We start from the raw sequence: 15,103 nt of genomic DNA, 5'->3' as shown, positions 1-15,103 counted from the left end.
AAGGAGATTACCGCTTTTGCGGTAATGACAGTAGGAGTCATACCCGAGCAGTCGGGTATCTATGTGCAGTGAAAAGGAGATTACCGCTTTCGCGGTAATGACGGTGTGAGTCATACCCGAGCAGTCGGGTATCTTTGTGTTGTGGAAAGGAGATTACCGCCTCGACAATTGCTCCTACATTGTTCTACTTACCTGCGTCCATACAGGCATTCGCGGTAATGACAGTAGGAGTCATACCCGAGTAGTCGGGTATCTATGTATAGTGTAAAGGAGATTACTGCATTCGCGGTAATGACGGTACGAGTTATAACAAATGAGAACTTAGCAAATATGCAAAAGTACGATTTATTAATTGTTGGTGGTGGCATGGTTGGCTTAACGCTAGCGTTAGCTGTGCGTAAACTATCATCGCTCACCATTGCTATCGTTGACGATACCTCGCCAAGTGTCTTGGCCAATGAGCCCGAGGTTCGCGTGAGTGCCATCAACCAAGCAAGTGAGCAAGTGTTTAAAAACTTAGGCGTTTGGTCGGCGATCATCTCTATGCGCTATCAGCCATACCAAGCCATGCATATTTGGGATAAGGCAGCGGGCGGCAAGTTAGACTTTAACGCGCAAGATGTCGATAGAGACAACCTCGGTGCGATTATTGAGAATAACGTGATACGCAAGGCGCTTTGGCAAACAGCACAGGCAGACGCTGGAATAAGCTTTATCAGCCAGAAAGTTGCTAGCATCGGCATGGGGGAAAACGAAGTTTTTGCTAGCTTTGATGGTCAACAGCCGATTATTGCAAACTATATAATTGGTGCCGATGGGGCAAATTCATGGCTTCGCAACCAGCTCGATATGCCGTTAACGTTTCGAGATTACGATCACCATGCCTTGGTCGCAACGGTAAAAACCGAGCAAAAGTTAATGCCAATGGCATGGCAGGTATTTTTACCTACGGGCCCATTAGCGTTTCTGCCGTTATTCGAGCAAGGCAGTTATTCTATCGTTTGGTCAACACAGCCAGACGACGCCAAAAGGTTACAAGGATTAACCAATGAGCAATTTGGTAAAGAAATAACTGCAGCAAGTGATGGCAAGTTAGGGCAATTACACTTAGCGAGTGAGCGTTTTAGTTATCCGTTAACAATGCGCCTCGCGCGCGACTTCATTAAAGATAGGGCGGTTTTAATTGGCGATGCGGCACATACCATTCATCCGCTAGCTGGCCAAGGCGTTAATTTAGGCATTATTGATGCTGTTGCACTTGCTGACTGCTTTGCTGAGCTAGCCGAGAATAATCAGCTCAATACCATAGACTCAACTATTGCCTTAAAGGGCTTTGCCCGTTGGCGTAAAAACGATGCGGTTGAGATGATCAGCGCAATGGAAAGTATTAAACAAGTGTTTTCACCATTGCCATTGCCACTGCAAACACTACGTGGATTTGGCTTAGATCTTTTAAATCAAGTTAAGCCAGTAAAACAGCTGATGATAAATCAAGCCTTGGGTAAAAAATCTCACATGCCAAGCTTGACCAAGCAGTCAGAAAAGTGGTCGTTTGATTAACATAAAAAACGCCAAAAAATTAAAATTAAATTTTATAAATACCGCTTATTTTAAATATTCTTCGGAAGAATTTAATTAGGCGGTTTTTTATTTGAAAATTAGTGGTAATTTATTGATCCCCATTTGGAGCATGGCTATAATCTGGCGCACAATAAAAAGCCAGCAATAATTGTCTTTAATTTGAGCTAAATTGCGCTAGGCTTTAATTCAATTAACTGACACAACATAAAGTGGAACGAGTGATGCCAAATAAAACCGTATTACATGCAAAGCACCTTGAAGCAGGCGCTAAAATGGTTGATTTTCACGGCTGGGAAATGCCAATTAACTATGGTTCTCAAATTGAAGAGCACCATGGAGTTCGTCAAGACGCCGGTATGTTCGACGTTTCACACATGACCATTGTTGATGTTGATGGCGCAGATGCACAAGCATTTTTACGCAAGCTTGTAATCAACGATGTAGCAAAATTAGATGTTGCAGGCAAAGCGTTATACACAGGTATGTGTAATGAAGCTGGCGGTGTTATCGACGATTTAATTATTTACTTCTTCACCACAACTCAATATCGCCTAGTGGTTAACTCAGCGACTCGTGAAAAAGATTTAGCGTGGATCAATGAGCAAGCAAAAAGCTTTGATGTCACGATTACTGAGCGCCCAGAGTTTGCGATGATCGCAGTACAAGGCCCACAAGCAAAAGCGAAAGTTGCGACGTTATTAAACGATGAGCAAAAAGCGGCCGTAGAAGGTATGAAGCCTTTCTTTAGTGTGCAAGCTGGCGACTTATTTATCGCAACAACCGGCTACACAGGTGAAGCAGGCTATGAGATTGCCTTACCTGAAAGTATGGCGGCAGATTTCTGGCAACAACTGTTAGATGCAGGTGTTAAACCGTGTGGATTAGGTGCCCGTGATACCTTGCGTTTAGAAGCAGGTATGAACTTATACGGCCAAGATATGGACGAGTCAGTTACGCCATTAGCGGCTAACATGGCTTGGACAATTGTTTGGGACGAAGAGCGTGACTTTAAAGGTAAAGCGGCTTTAGCAGAGAAACGCGAAGCGGGCACAGAGCCAAAATTAGTTGGTTTAGTACTTGAAGAAAAAGGCGTATTGCGCGGTGGTTTAAAAGTTGTGACTGCTGAAGGTGAAGGCGTTATTACCTCTGGTACGTTCTCACCGACGTTAGGTCACTCAATTGCTATGGCGCGTGTACCACGTGCAGTAAAAGTAGGTGATAGCGTTGAAGTTGAAATGCGTAAGAAACTAGTCAAAGTAACAGTTGTTAAGCCTAGCTTTGTACGTAACGGTAAATCAGTACTTTAAGTCGTTAGAGATTCCTGCCTTCGCAGGAACGACAGACCGTCATTGCGGCGAAGGCCGCAATCTTGAACTTTAACAAAAAGATCATTGATTAAGTTAGCATTTGCTCTATATTCAGTGAGTAGATTGCTAACGAGAGCACAACGCTCACAAAACAGAATTTAAAAACATTCAACATTAGGAACATAAAAATGAGTAACATTCCTTCAGAGTTAAAATACGCAACGTCGCATGAGTGGGTACGTAACGAAGGTAACGGCATCGTAACTGTTGGTATTACAGAGCATGCACAAGAATTATTAGGTGACATGGTATTTGTTGAATTACCAGAAGTTGGCGAAAGCGTAAGCACAGGTGACGACGTTGCTGTTGCTGAGTCTGTAAAAGCAGCTTCAGACATCTACGCACCAGTTGCCGGTGAAATTGTTGAAGTGAACGAAGAATTAGAAGACTCACCAGAGCTCGTTAACTCTGACGCTTTTGGTGACGGTTGGATGTTCAAAATTAAACTTGAAGACGAAGGTGAGTTAGACAGCTTACTTGACGCTGAAGGTTACGCGAATTCAATTGACGAAGACTAATCGTCGATAGTGTTTAAGGCCTCGTAAGTTTGTTTACGGGGCTTATTTTTTTAAAACGTGTTTTAAGAACTTTAGTTTTGGTTAGCAATCTACTCCTACCTCAACTAAATAATGACTTAATCTAAACATTAGCCACTTTTTAGGTATTGTTGTTTTATGACTACTCAATCGCACAGCTCATTGTCTTTAGCACAATTAGAGCAAACTCAAGACTTTATTCGTCGCCATATTGGCCCAGATGAAGCGCAAACAAAAGCTATGCTAGCTGATATTGGCGCAGAATCTGTTGATGCATTAATTGATGAAATTGTGCCTCAAAACATTCGTTTATCGCAATTACCTGCGATTGAAGAAAGCAAAACTGAAGTTAAAGCGTTAACTGACTTAAAAGCAGTGGCGAGCCTTAACAAAGTCAACAAGTCATTTATTGGTTTAGGTTACTACGGCACTTTAACGCCAAACGTAATTTTGCGTAACGTATTAGAAAATCCAGGATGGTACACAGCTTACACGCCTTACCAGCCAGAGATCGCACAAGGTCGTTTAGAGTCATTATTAAACTACCAACAAATGTGTTTAGACCTAACCGGCCTAGACTTGGCGTCTGCTTCATTATTAGATGAAGGTACAGCGGCTGCTGAAGCTATGGCATTAGCGAAACGCGTTTCTAAAAACAAGAAGAGCAACACGTACTTCATCGCCGATGACGTGTACCCACAAACCATTTCTGTTGTGAAAAACCGCGCAGAATTTTTTGGTTTTGAAGTAGTTGTTGCGCCAGTTAGCGAGATTGAAAACTTTGATGTTTTCGGCGCGTTAATTCAGTACCCATCAGCGACAGGTGAAGTCGTTGATATTCGTCCGATCATTGAATCAGTTCAGGCGAAAAAAGGTATCATTGCCGTCGCTGCAGATATCATGAGTTTAATTTTATTGGAAGCACCGGGTAAGTTAGGTGCCGACGTAGTGATTGGTTCATCACAACGTTTTGGTGTACCTATGGGCTACGGTGGTCCTCACGCGGCATTCTTCACCACTTCTGATAAATACAAGCGCTCTATGCCAGGTCGTATTATTGGTGTTTCTAAAGATACCCGTGGTAACAACGCATTGCGTATGGCGATGCAAACGCGTGAGCAACACATTCGTCGTGAAAAAGCCAACTCTAATATTTGTACGGCACAGGTATTACTAGCCAATATGGCGGCGTTCTACGCGGTGTATCATGGCCCAGATGGCTTAAAAACCATTGCTAATCGCATTCACCGTTTAGCTGATATCGTCTGTTTAGGTACGGCAAACAAAGGCTTAACCGCAGTTCACGCTAACTACTTCGATACATTAACCTTTGCTGTGGATAACAAAGAAGAGATTGTTGCTCGTGCACTAGCAAACAACATGAATCTACGCACAGATGTTGCAGGTCAAATCAGCGTATCGATTGATGAAACAACCACTCGTGAAGACGTAGCTGTATTATTTGATGTGTTACTTGGCGAAGGCCACGGTTTAGACGTTGCTGAATTAGATGGCAAAATCGTTGAAAGCGGTCACTCTTCAATTCCAGCGGACTTACAACGTCAATCAGACTTCTTAACGCACGAAGTATTTAATTCTTACCACAGTGAAACAGAAATGCTTCGCTACATTAAGAAGTTAGAAACAAAAGATTTAGCGTTAAACCACTCTATGATTTCATTAGGCTCATGTACCATGAAGCTTAATGCAACGGCTCAGATGATCCCTGTATCATGGCCTGAATTTGCTAACATGCACCCATTTGCGCCAATTGACCAAGCGCAAGGTTACAAGCAAATGATCGACGAGTTAGGTAAGTGGTTAGTTGAATTAACCGGTTACGACAACATCTCAATGCAACCTAACTCAGGTGCACAAGGTGAGTACGCTGGTCTTATCGCTATTCACAAGTACCACGAAAGTCGTGGTGATGCACATCGTAACATTTGTTTGATCCCATCTTCTGCACACGGTACTAACCCTGCGTCAGCGCAAATGGTTGGTATGAAAGTTGTAGTTGTCGATTGTGACAAGCGCGGTAACGTTGATATGGCTGATCTTAAAGCCAAAGCTGAAGAGCTACGTGACAACTTATCTTGTATCATGATCACATACCCGTCTACTCACGGTGTATACGAAGAAACAATTCGCGAAATTTGTAACATCGTTCATGAAAACGGCGGTCAAGTTTACTTAGACGGCGCAAACATGAACGCGCAAGTGGGTCTTACTTCACCAGGTTACATTGGTGCTGACGTATCTCACTTAAACTTACACAAAACATTCGCGATTCCTCACGGTGGTGGTGGCCCTGGTATGGGGCCAATTGGTGTTAAAGCACACTTAGCGCCATTCTTACCAGATCATCCATTAGTGAACGTTGACGAGTCGACCCAAGGTAACGATGCAGTTTCAGCAGCGCCATGGGGCAGTGCGGGTATTTTGTGTATCTCTTACCTTTACATCGCTATGTTAGGCAAGCAAGGTGTGACCGATTCAACTAAATACGCGATCACTAATGCCAACTACTTAGCGCACAAATTAAGCCAACATTACCCAATTTTATACACGGGTAACAATGGCCGTGTAGCGCACGAATGTATTGTTGACTTACGTCCGTTAAAAGAAATTTCAGGGATCACTGAAATGGACGTAGCAAAGCGTTTAATGGACTACGGTTTCCACGCGCCAACCATGTCATTCCCTGTAGCAGGCACATTAATGATCGAGCCAACTGAGTCAGAAAGCAAAGTTGAAATCGACCGTTTCATTGAAGCGATGGTTTGTATTCGCGAAGAAATTCGCAAGGTTGAGCAGGGCACTTGGAGCTTAGAAGATAACCCATTAAGCCACGCACCGCACACAATGGCAGACATCACTGATGAATGGACACGCGGTTACTCAATTGCTGAAGCCGTATTCCCAGTACCAGCTGCTGCAGCTAACAAGTTCTGGCCAACAGTAAACCGTATCGATGATGTATATGGCGACCGCAACTTAGTGTGTTCTTGCCCTAGTACGGATACTTATAAAGACTAAGAAGTGCTTTTGAATACGACAATTGAAGTTGGAAACTAGGTAATTGTAGTTGGAAACTGCAAACCTAGTTGGAAACTGAGTAAACGAAAAACGAGCTCCCAAATAGAGCTCGTTTTTTTTAGAAATTTTTTAACCTTATTAATATTAAGGGATTTATTACTTGCCCAATAGTAAGTAATTGATACAATACAATAAGCTGTCGCTCTTTACCCCAATCCTGTAGTTGTTTACCGCTTGTAAAAGGCTTACAAGGATTGTCAGTGGTCAACACTGTCGCTTTTAAAGCGAGGTATACGAGATGAAACATAAATCTGTTTTTGTCAAAAAGTATCAGCGTTTTCGTCTAGGCAAATGGGAAGATGTGTGTCAACACTTCCGCTCATTACCTAATCGATAATGTGTAGTAAGGAGCGACAGCTGACTTAGTCTTCCGTAATCATCTTATTGAAATGATCTATATGATCTAATTTTTCAAAAACTTGCTCAAATTTCTCAATATATTTCTCAGTGTTTATCGCGCCTGTATCAAACAAATTTATTGAATCAGAGTGACCTTCTCTACTTATATACCTAAACAAGGGTTTAAATTCTGTTTCTTCCTCACCTAATTTTTCAAGTTCTTGTTTTAGCTTCTCTTTTTTATGAATAAAATTGAAGTAATGCTCAAGTATATTCCTAATTGCGTTTGGTAATAGATTGGGTTGAGCTAGACCATTCTTGCAGTCTTTAACGATTTGCCAATAAGTTTGGTAGTCATTCTGCAAATCATTTCTTTTCATTGGCAGAACATTAGAATAATTCGATTTAAATACCCTGAATAAATTGTAATCATTTATGTTATTCCCAGGGTTTGGTTGCCTTAACATGAGTAGTTCATGGAAAAAATATAGATTATGCGTAAGAACAAATACCTGCATGAAGTTATCAGCTATGACTTTGTGATGAATTATAGAGGCTATGTCGTAAACGTAATTATGGGATAAGCTAGAAATAGGGTCGTCAATTACTACTATTCTGTTTTCCAGTGAAATTACGTTATCTTTATCGTTGGTGCCAAAACAACTTTCAACAAAATATAAAAATGTAATAAGTGTCTTTTCGCCTTCACTTAGACTGTCATATACATCAGAGGTACTTCCTTGGTTTCTAGCTAATCTATATAAGCCGCTTTGGTCTGGTATAGACTCTATATGGAAGCTATTAATACCCAGCGATTTGAGTTGACAATTAATTTGTGTGATGGAACTTTCTATACTCGCAGCTTTTTCTTGTAAATTGCTAATGTCTTCATTAACTTTTTGCCGAGCAGATTGAACTTCCTTATATTGTTCTCTTAAACGTTCTAATTCTGTTTCTAATTGCTCACTAGTTTTTTGGTGCAATGTTATTGCTGGCTGACACTTTTGATTAAGTACTTGCCAAAATTGTGTAACAACTGACGCTATAAATGTGTCTTTTTTATCTATTTTTTCATTGAACTGTTGAGCTTCGTCTTTAATCTGTGACAATATCTCGTTTAGATTTTCTAGGTGGCCGGAAGTGCTTTCTAAATAGACATCTGTGCTAGGTTTATTTATTTTATCTTCAAGAGTTTTTATATTGGCTTTTAGCAAGGAAATATATGCTTCAATTGAAGAATGTAATTCGATATGGCTAGTTACATAACTGAGATTGAAAAAGTCATTTGAGAGCTCTGCTTCAATTTTGTCCACGGCTATTGAGTAGCTGCTATGCAGACCCTTAAGCCTTTCAATATTTTTCTCGTAAGTCTGATCGAATAATTTTGATAATTCAGATTTGAAATTTTCCTGTAGTTCTTGTTGACAGAAAGGGCATTTATCTTCCTGATCTATATATGTTTTGCCTTTTTTTACCCAATCTATATTATCTAATTCATTGATAAAGGCTGATAGATATGAGTCTCCAGAGCCAATGACTTTTTGAGACAACAGCTCATCTTGTTCAACATCAATCGCATCGAAAGAAACAGGATCTTTCCAAATTCTTTTTTCTGAACTGTCAGTTATACCTTCGATTTCTTTTTCTAAATCTTCTAATTTTTTAGAAATGTCTCCATTACTTTCAAGTACCTGAGACAGAAATTTGTCTTTCGTGCCATATCCTTTTAGGCAAAACCTTAATGGGCTTTTATCAATTGCCTTCTTTTCTTCCCAAATAGCTTCTTTCAGTGTATTAAAATGCGAATCTTTTCTATCGCTTAGCGTTTTTCCTTTTGCTTGTAACTCACTTAGCGACATATTTAACTTTGTCAGCTCATCATTCTTATTGTCTAAGTCTAGCTGAACCTCCTTACTCTCTTCCCCTACAGTAAAGATTCCTTCTTGACTTTGTTTTTGATAAAAGTTGTTTTCTACATACTTTTGGTTATAGACGAATAGTTCAATGTCTGGCGAAATAGCTGGATTGATAGAGCAAGATTTAAAGGCATCATCTTCTTGGTTTTGCAAAAAATTGGCAATCGTACTTTTGCCTGCTCCATTTAAGCCGAAAAATAGGTTAACTTTTTTGTTTAGGTTAGGTATTTGAACTGGAGCGCTGCTATCAAAACTGGCCACATCTTTTATTGTTAGAGAAGATATCATTTCTTCATTCCTTTGAATTTACATGGATTTAAATTAATCACAGTTAAGAAAAATTGTCTATGACTTAGAACAATCATGAGTCTAGTTTAAGCTTATTTTCTGTGCCCATTTTACTTTCTTATTATTAGGTAGTAGGTAGTGTAGGAGTAGAAAAATACACTTTTGACAAATTTATTCGCTACATCACTAAAGACATTTTTCTAAAATTATTTTGCTATTAATATTTTATTTTATATTCTTTAAAGGAATTAAAAGCTGTCAAAATATAATTAGCAGTTATTAATATTTTGGGGCTAAGATTTTGATTTTGTTAGTGTGGTTAAAAATCGAGCAACACATAATATTAGCATATATAAATAAAATGTCATTATTATTCAATGGGATAGGTTGTTGAAAGTTTTCTTTTGCGATATATCATTAGTGATCTCTTTAAATTATTGGAGATCAGAAAATGAGAAAATCAGTAACACAGCCAATCATAACTAAGCAGGAGCGAGATAAAACTGAACGTTATTTAAGACGAATAAAAGCAGAAGGTTATCGCCCTTGGGTAACAGTGCGCCAATCCCACAGTATAGGTCAAGGTCAAATCATACATAGCCATAAAACAGGTCGTACGCATCACTTTTTAAGTAGAGGCGAATTAGAACCCTTTTTCCACTTTGAACATGAAGCTGGCGTTGAAGATATATTTGAACAGTACCCGTTACCGCTAGCGGATACTATGCGCATCGCTGCCGAATTAAACATTGTTCATCCTAGCTCTTACAAAGAACGTATAAAGTTCGATGGTCATCGACCCGCAAAAACGATGACTTTGGACTATTTAATCAAGCATAGAGATAACAGTTTACATGCTTACAACTTTAAATATGCTGAATCGCTTGATGCAAGCCAGTCAAGCCCACAAGCTGTAAAACGTACGGACGACAAAGCTAAAATCGAGCGTGAATATTGCAAGCAGCAAGGAATTAGCTGGACTCAATTAACAGAGCAAACATTCAATTCAAATAAAACACTAAATCTAAAGTTTCTAAGAGAGTGTTTTAGCTTCAAAGAGCAAATAGCAATTAGTACTGAGCTTAAATCGGTAATGTTAGTGCATTTTAATTTGTCTTTTGATGAGCTTTCTACTTCAACTGTGCGAGAAGTTTTAGAGCATGTTTCAGACCAAGTAAATCTTCCGCTACACCAAGTCCAATGTATTTTTCAGAATTTGGCCTATGAAGGCGCATTTAAGTTTAATTTTAATGAAGTTATTAACTTAAATAGGCCACTTCCTGTGCTGAAACCTCAGCAAAAGGAGGTTTTCTATGCATATTAATCAAATCATTAAAACCGTAAACAAAAAACATGAGCAAATTCATTATCGAATTGTTGGATTCTATAAGGACAAAGTTGCTGTTAGTGACTTATCTCTGAAGACGCCAAAGCGTCCCTTTACCATCAGTCTAGATAAACTGAATGACTTATTGAGACGGAAGATATGGGCAATATTTGATCCTAATATTCCCGAAATACTTTTTTTAGATGATCAGCAATACATCATTAAATTCAAGGAGATTGAACTAACTCGTTTAAAGTCTAAATCGAAAAAGCGAGATACAAAATTGCTGAACCAGCTTGAAATGCGAGATAAAGCTTGGGAAACGATCAAACCCCTCGTAACAGATGAGGACAAGTTAGTCGCCTATTTATTTGGGGAGCCTAATGGAATTTTGGAAGACCTAATTCGTAAATCAGGGCGAAGCAAGAAATATGTAGCAGCAACATTAAATCGGTTTTTTAAAAACGGTGGTTTTAAAAATGCGCTACTGCCTGAGTATTATAATTGTGGGAAGAACTTTTCATTACCTAAAGAACCACAAAGGCGAAAAGATGGGCAATTTGATTTAAGCCAAAAGCCTGGTCCAGCAAAGCGTTTCGGAAGCCCACATCGGCATGTTACACAAAGCGATGTAAAAGACATAACTGCATTTGTGAGGAAGAACCTTAAAGCCAGACAAGAAGTCGTCAAAGCTGATTTTTACGCCGACTATCTACATGAATATGCTTCTATTAGAGTAACCCCAAAAGGAGCTCCTGACGAAGATATTAAGCAAGAATTTCGAATGGTACTTGAAGTACGAGAAACAATCTCGCAGCGCTCATTCATCAGACAAGTCAATAAGCTTGTGAGTGAACTAGTTTGGTTACGGAAAAAAGTTGGTCAGAAGAATTATGAGCGGGATCATAAAGCTAGAACTGGATCTGCAAGCTATGGATTGAGAGGAGCAACTAGCCGTTACGAAATAGATAGCACCGTGTTGGATATATATATTCGATATGAGTTCTCTAATGAATTGTTGTCAGTGGGACGGCCAGTCCTCTATCTTGTGGTTGATGTGGTAACGGGCATGATAGTCGGAATGCATGTTTCTTTCTTGGGAGCTGGCTGGACTGCTGAGAGAGAAGCACTATTAAATGCATTTAGCAATAAAGTAGAGTTTTGTGCTAAATACGGAGTGATTATTGAAGAGAAAGATTGGCCTTGTTCCCATGTATGCAGTGAATTGACTCTTGATAGAGGTACTGAAAATACTGACGCAAACATGGAAGCAATTCTTAAAGGTCAGTTTGGAATAAGCACTACTAATTTGAATGCTTATCACATGGGCGTTTGCAAAGGTACAGTTGAAAATAACTTTGATGTTATACAGAAATCTGCTTTTTCACCGTTAGAACATGGCAAAGTCTTTAAAGTCCAGCAATTCGATCGTCAGCACCCAAGCCGAAACGCTATCTTAACTTATAAACAGTTAGTTAAAGCGCTCATTGAATGCATTCTCTACGCGAACAATCAAAAACCTAGGGTTAACAATCGAACGTTTGAAATGGAGCGAGACGGAGTTGCATTTACTTCTTTAGCTGCATGGAATTATAGCTTGAAGCGAAGCATCATTACTCCAGCAACTGTGTCATTTCAGCAACTCGTGTTCGGGTTGTTATCAGAGAAAAAAGTTAGTGTAGAAGCTCGCGGAGTAAAGTTTGATGGTTTGTATTATTCATCCAAAGAATTCGAAAAATTACCGTTATTGGATCAGTCTAAAAATTTCTCTCGCGAAAAAATAAGTATTCGATATTCTCAGTCTAGTACTAATCATATTTGGTGGAGGGATAAAGATACTAACCAAGTTTATCAACTTGATTTAACAGAGCGCTGTCAAGCTTATAGAAATCAAGAGTGGATACAAGTACATCACAGACTTGCAATTCTAAAACATGAATTGGAGTGTGCGAGACAAAGTAGTTTAATCGAGCGCGTCCTTCTACGAGGTGATATTAGACTATTAGAATTGACGGCTAAGCGAGAAGCTCGTCGTTTAAAAAGATCACAAGCTAAAACTATCTCCCCTGGTGTGAAAGACAATCAAGCTGTTGCCGCAGATATGCAAAAATATGAGTATCAGATGGTTACAGAGTCCGTTTTTGGAAATCCAAGCAGTAATAAAGAAGACCAAGTAAACATTGCCATAGCTAACGATTTTTCGAATCCAAATGCAGTGCAGGAGGTTCAGCATGGCTAAAGCAAACTACATTGTCCATCCTAATCCTATGCATCGCGGTAATCCACTAATTGAAGGGCTTGGATTTCCGTTGACAAAACAACAAATTCAAACCCAGTCGGCAGTGGCATTTACAGGTGGTCTTGATCTATCTGCTGTCCCAGAAGAATTACACGGTTATTACACGCGCTCATCGATTCTCAATCTATTTAGCTTACATGTAGTGCAAGATGAAATGGTTGAAGTTTATGAGGCTATTCGCCTAGGAATTGAAGTTGGTTATCTAGGGCGAAATCCGTTGCAAGAAGATTGGCAAAGAATTCTCTATTCAGTCGAAAGGGACAAGGATGAACCATTAAAAGCGACCAATATAAAGCGCTTAAACCTGATTGAGAATAGTTATACATACTTGGTATGTGGACTTTCTGGTCGAGGTAAATCGAGTATGGTGAAACAAGCTCTTCGCTTAATCGACCAAACAATAGAGCATGGAGCTTATAGCGATCAAAAAGGTAAAACGCTCACAAGCCAACTTACACAAGTGACTTATTTGTATGTAGAACACCATGAGAGAACTGGTCAAAAGAATTTCTTAAACTCAGTGTTAGAAGCGATAGATGAGGTAACGGGGGAAGATTATGTTTATCGGCATCGAAATAGTAACGTAAAAGACTTAATTAACGCTGTCAGAAAAGCGGTCATTCTTCATCACATAGGTGCGTTGGTAATAGATGAGGCTCAAAACTTCGCTAAGGCCCCAGAAAAAATTGTAATAGGGCCAAATGAGAAAACGTCAATGAAGTTTGTCGAGGAGCTCGTTAACTCTCTTGGAGTAAGTACTATTTTTGTTGGGACGTTTAGTACCTTAAATCTCTTTACAAAAGAAATGACAATCACGCGCCGCACAATCAGGGCAGGTTCTATGAGTCTTGCTAGTTGCTCCGTTGAATCAGGTTTTTGGAAAAACTTATGTCATGCTTTGTTTAACTCCGTATTACTGATAGGGGGACGGAGAACCAAGACGCATTGCGGTTAAAGCTGCACGACTTATCCGGAGGTATTCCTGCTATAGCTGTATCGATAGTTCAGGCAACACTACGCTTTCTTAGTTATTTTCCGGCAGAGAAGCAGTCTTTGACTACTCGCGCATTAGATTTTGTTTTTTTGAAGCAATACAACTTTCTTGCAGCGCCAATTAACGCACTAATAGAGGGGCAGTATCATAAATTCGAAGATTTGAAACCAATGTTGCTGTTAGAAAAAGTTACTCCAAAATCAGACGATAGCTCAGAGAAATTGAAAGATGTTGAGCGCCAAGCTAAAGAGTTGGTAGAGGTTGCAACAAGAGAAAACTCAAAATTAATGACTGGACGCGTTCAATTAATGCCAAGTCAGCCACCTCGCAGTGCTCATGAAGTGAGTGCAGATAAGCAAAGTGAAGCTATGTCTCCAGAAAACTTACTTAATTTAGCAAGTCGAAAGGAGGATAAATGAGTAAAGCACTCCAAACTTTGATGCCAGGGGAAGATGCACATGCTGCACCTGCTCGTTGGTATTACATGATGAGAACAGCTGGTAGTGTGAATACTGATAAACTAACTAAACTAGCATTGGGACTCGTCAATCCGCACACTGCTTTTAATGAGTTAGAAATGCAAATTATCACAATGTTTTCATCAGAGACTCATTGGGATAGTAAAGCGTACAGGAAGCTTGTGGTTGATCATGGTATTTCTGGTTATTTAGGTGCCTATCTCCCCAAGATTCTCCTGCCAAAAGTTCGAAATGACAAAGGGGTATTGCAGCTTACTGGTTGTGGAAATACTCATGTTTCAAATTGGCGATTTTGCCGCGCATGTATTGACAACGACACACAAAAATTTGGTGCGCCATATTTCCACCGCGATCACCAATTACCAGGTGTATTTCATTGCCTGAAACATAGGGAGCCGTTGATTGATGGGTGTTTGGCTTGCGGTTGGAAGATGAAAAAACTAGAGCTTAATCCTATACCGCCAGCAGATGGGAAGTGCCCAAAATGCGGAAAACGTTTGCTGGGTCACAATCCTATTTTTACAAATAAAATGGAGCGTATCGAAAAAGCGTCACTTTTGTTGGCTAAATCTGAATATGATGAACAGCGTCGATTCGCTGTAGTAGCAAGAATGAAAGCTTCTGCCAATATCAATGGGCTGGATCCTTTGAGTGTTCCTAGGCGAATGAAGTTAGCTGGTTGGTTTAGTCGTTTTTGGGGCTCAATAAGTCCCAATGAGTATTATGCATTGTTCAGTGGGCTAAAGGAGTATCAAGGAATACTTACAAGCTCATTGCTGAGAAATCCCCATTTAAGGCAAATAGACGCACGTATTGCGCATCCTCATCCAATCGCATACCTGCTTCTAGAAGACTATTTGGCGCAGATTGGAGCATAA

The 15,103-nt window shown here is 39.8% G+C and carries 10 protein-coding genes; 9 read left to right on the top strand and 1 reads right to left on the bottom strand.

Annotation, left to right across the window (positions count from 1 at the left end; all coding sequences use genetic code 11):
- Positions 1–255 precede the first annotated feature (255 nt).
- The 4 genes from LP316_RS15500 to gcvP all read left to right on the top strand — a co-directional run bounded on the left by LP316_RS15500 (position 256) and on the right by gcvP (position 6,523).
- Positions 256–1,560 (top strand): FAD-dependent monooxygenase, encoded by a 1,305-nt coding sequence (locus tag LP316_RS15500; protein ID WP_226960761.1) that lies wholly within the window; start codon positions 256–258, stop codon positions 1,558–1,560.
- Between the two features lie 242 nt (positions 1,561–1,802).
- A complete protein-coding gene (gene gcvT, locus LP316_RS15495; RefSeq protein ID WP_193022009.1) occupies positions 1,803–2,888 on the top strand; it encodes a glycine cleavage system aminomethyltransferase GcvT in 1,086 nt (361 codons plus the stop codon).
- A 188-nt stretch (positions 2,889–3,076) separates the two neighbouring features.
- Positions 3,077–3,466, top strand: a complete 390-nt coding sequence (gene gcvH, locus LP316_RS15490) for a glycine cleavage system protein GcvH (protein ID WP_193022008.1) — start codon at positions 3,077–3,079, stop codon at positions 3,464–3,466.
- A gap of 156 nt (positions 3,467–3,622) precedes the next feature.
- On the top strand, positions 3,623–6,523 hold the full coding sequence (gcvP, locus tag LP316_RS15485; RefSeq protein ID WP_193022007.1) for an aminomethyl-transferring glycine dehydrogenase: 2,901 nt from the start codon (positions 3,623–3,625) through the stop codon (positions 6,521–6,523).
- 422 nt (positions 6,524–6,945) lie between these two features.
- Here the strand turns inward: gcvP and LP316_RS15480 are convergent, their stop codons facing one another.
- Positions 6,946–9,126, bottom strand: coding sequence for an AAA family ATPase (locus LP316_RS15480; protein ID WP_193022006.1), 2,181 nt, complete (start codon positions 9,124–9,126; stop codon positions 6,946–6,948).
- 451 nt (positions 9,127–9,577) lie between these two features.
- Here LP316_RS15480 and LP316_RS15475 point away from each other — a divergent pair, with 451 nt between their 5' ends.
- The 5 genes from LP316_RS15475 to LP316_RS15455 are packed head-to-tail and all read left to right on the top strand — an operon-like array spanning position 9,578 to position 15,103.
- On the top strand, positions 9,578–10,450 hold the full coding sequence (locus LP316_RS15475) for a TnsA endonuclease N-terminal domain-containing protein (protein WP_193022005.1): 873 nt from the start codon (positions 9,578–9,580) through the stop codon (positions 10,448–10,450).
- Positions 10,440–12,692, top strand: coding sequence for a transposase (locus LP316_RS15470; protein ID WP_193022004.1), 2,253 nt, complete (start codon positions 10,440–10,442; stop codon positions 12,690–12,692). Before LP316_RS15475 ends, LP316_RS15470 begins: the two co-directional genes overlap by 11 nt.
- Positions 12,685–13,707, top strand: a complete 1,023-nt coding sequence (locus LP316_RS15465; protein ID WP_193022003.1) for an ATP-binding protein — start codon at positions 12,685–12,687, stop codon at positions 13,705–13,707. The genes LP316_RS15470 and LP316_RS15465 overlap by 8 nt, the downstream gene beginning before the upstream one ends.
- Complete coding sequence (locus LP316_RS15460) at positions 13,698–14,165, top strand: hypothetical protein (protein WP_193022002.1); 468 nt, start codon at positions 13,698–13,700, stop codon at positions 14,163–14,165. Before LP316_RS15465 ends, LP316_RS15460 begins: the two co-directional genes overlap by 10 nt.
- Positions 14,162–15,103: a TniQ family protein gene (locus LP316_RS15455; RefSeq protein ID WP_193022001.1), complete on the top strand. Its 942-nt coding sequence runs from the start codon at positions 14,162–14,164 to the stop codon at positions 15,101–15,103. Before LP316_RS15460 ends, LP316_RS15455 begins: the two co-directional genes overlap by 4 nt.

Origin of the sequence: Thalassotalea sp. LPB0316 (assembly GCF_014898095.1) — a bacterium.
In the GTDB taxonomy this organism is placed as follows: domain Bacteria; phylum Pseudomonadota; class Gammaproteobacteria; order Enterobacterales; family Alteromonadaceae; genus Thalassotalea_G.
Note: the sequence above shows the minus strand (reverse complement) of the source record. Positions and strands in the feature narration are given on the sequence as shown.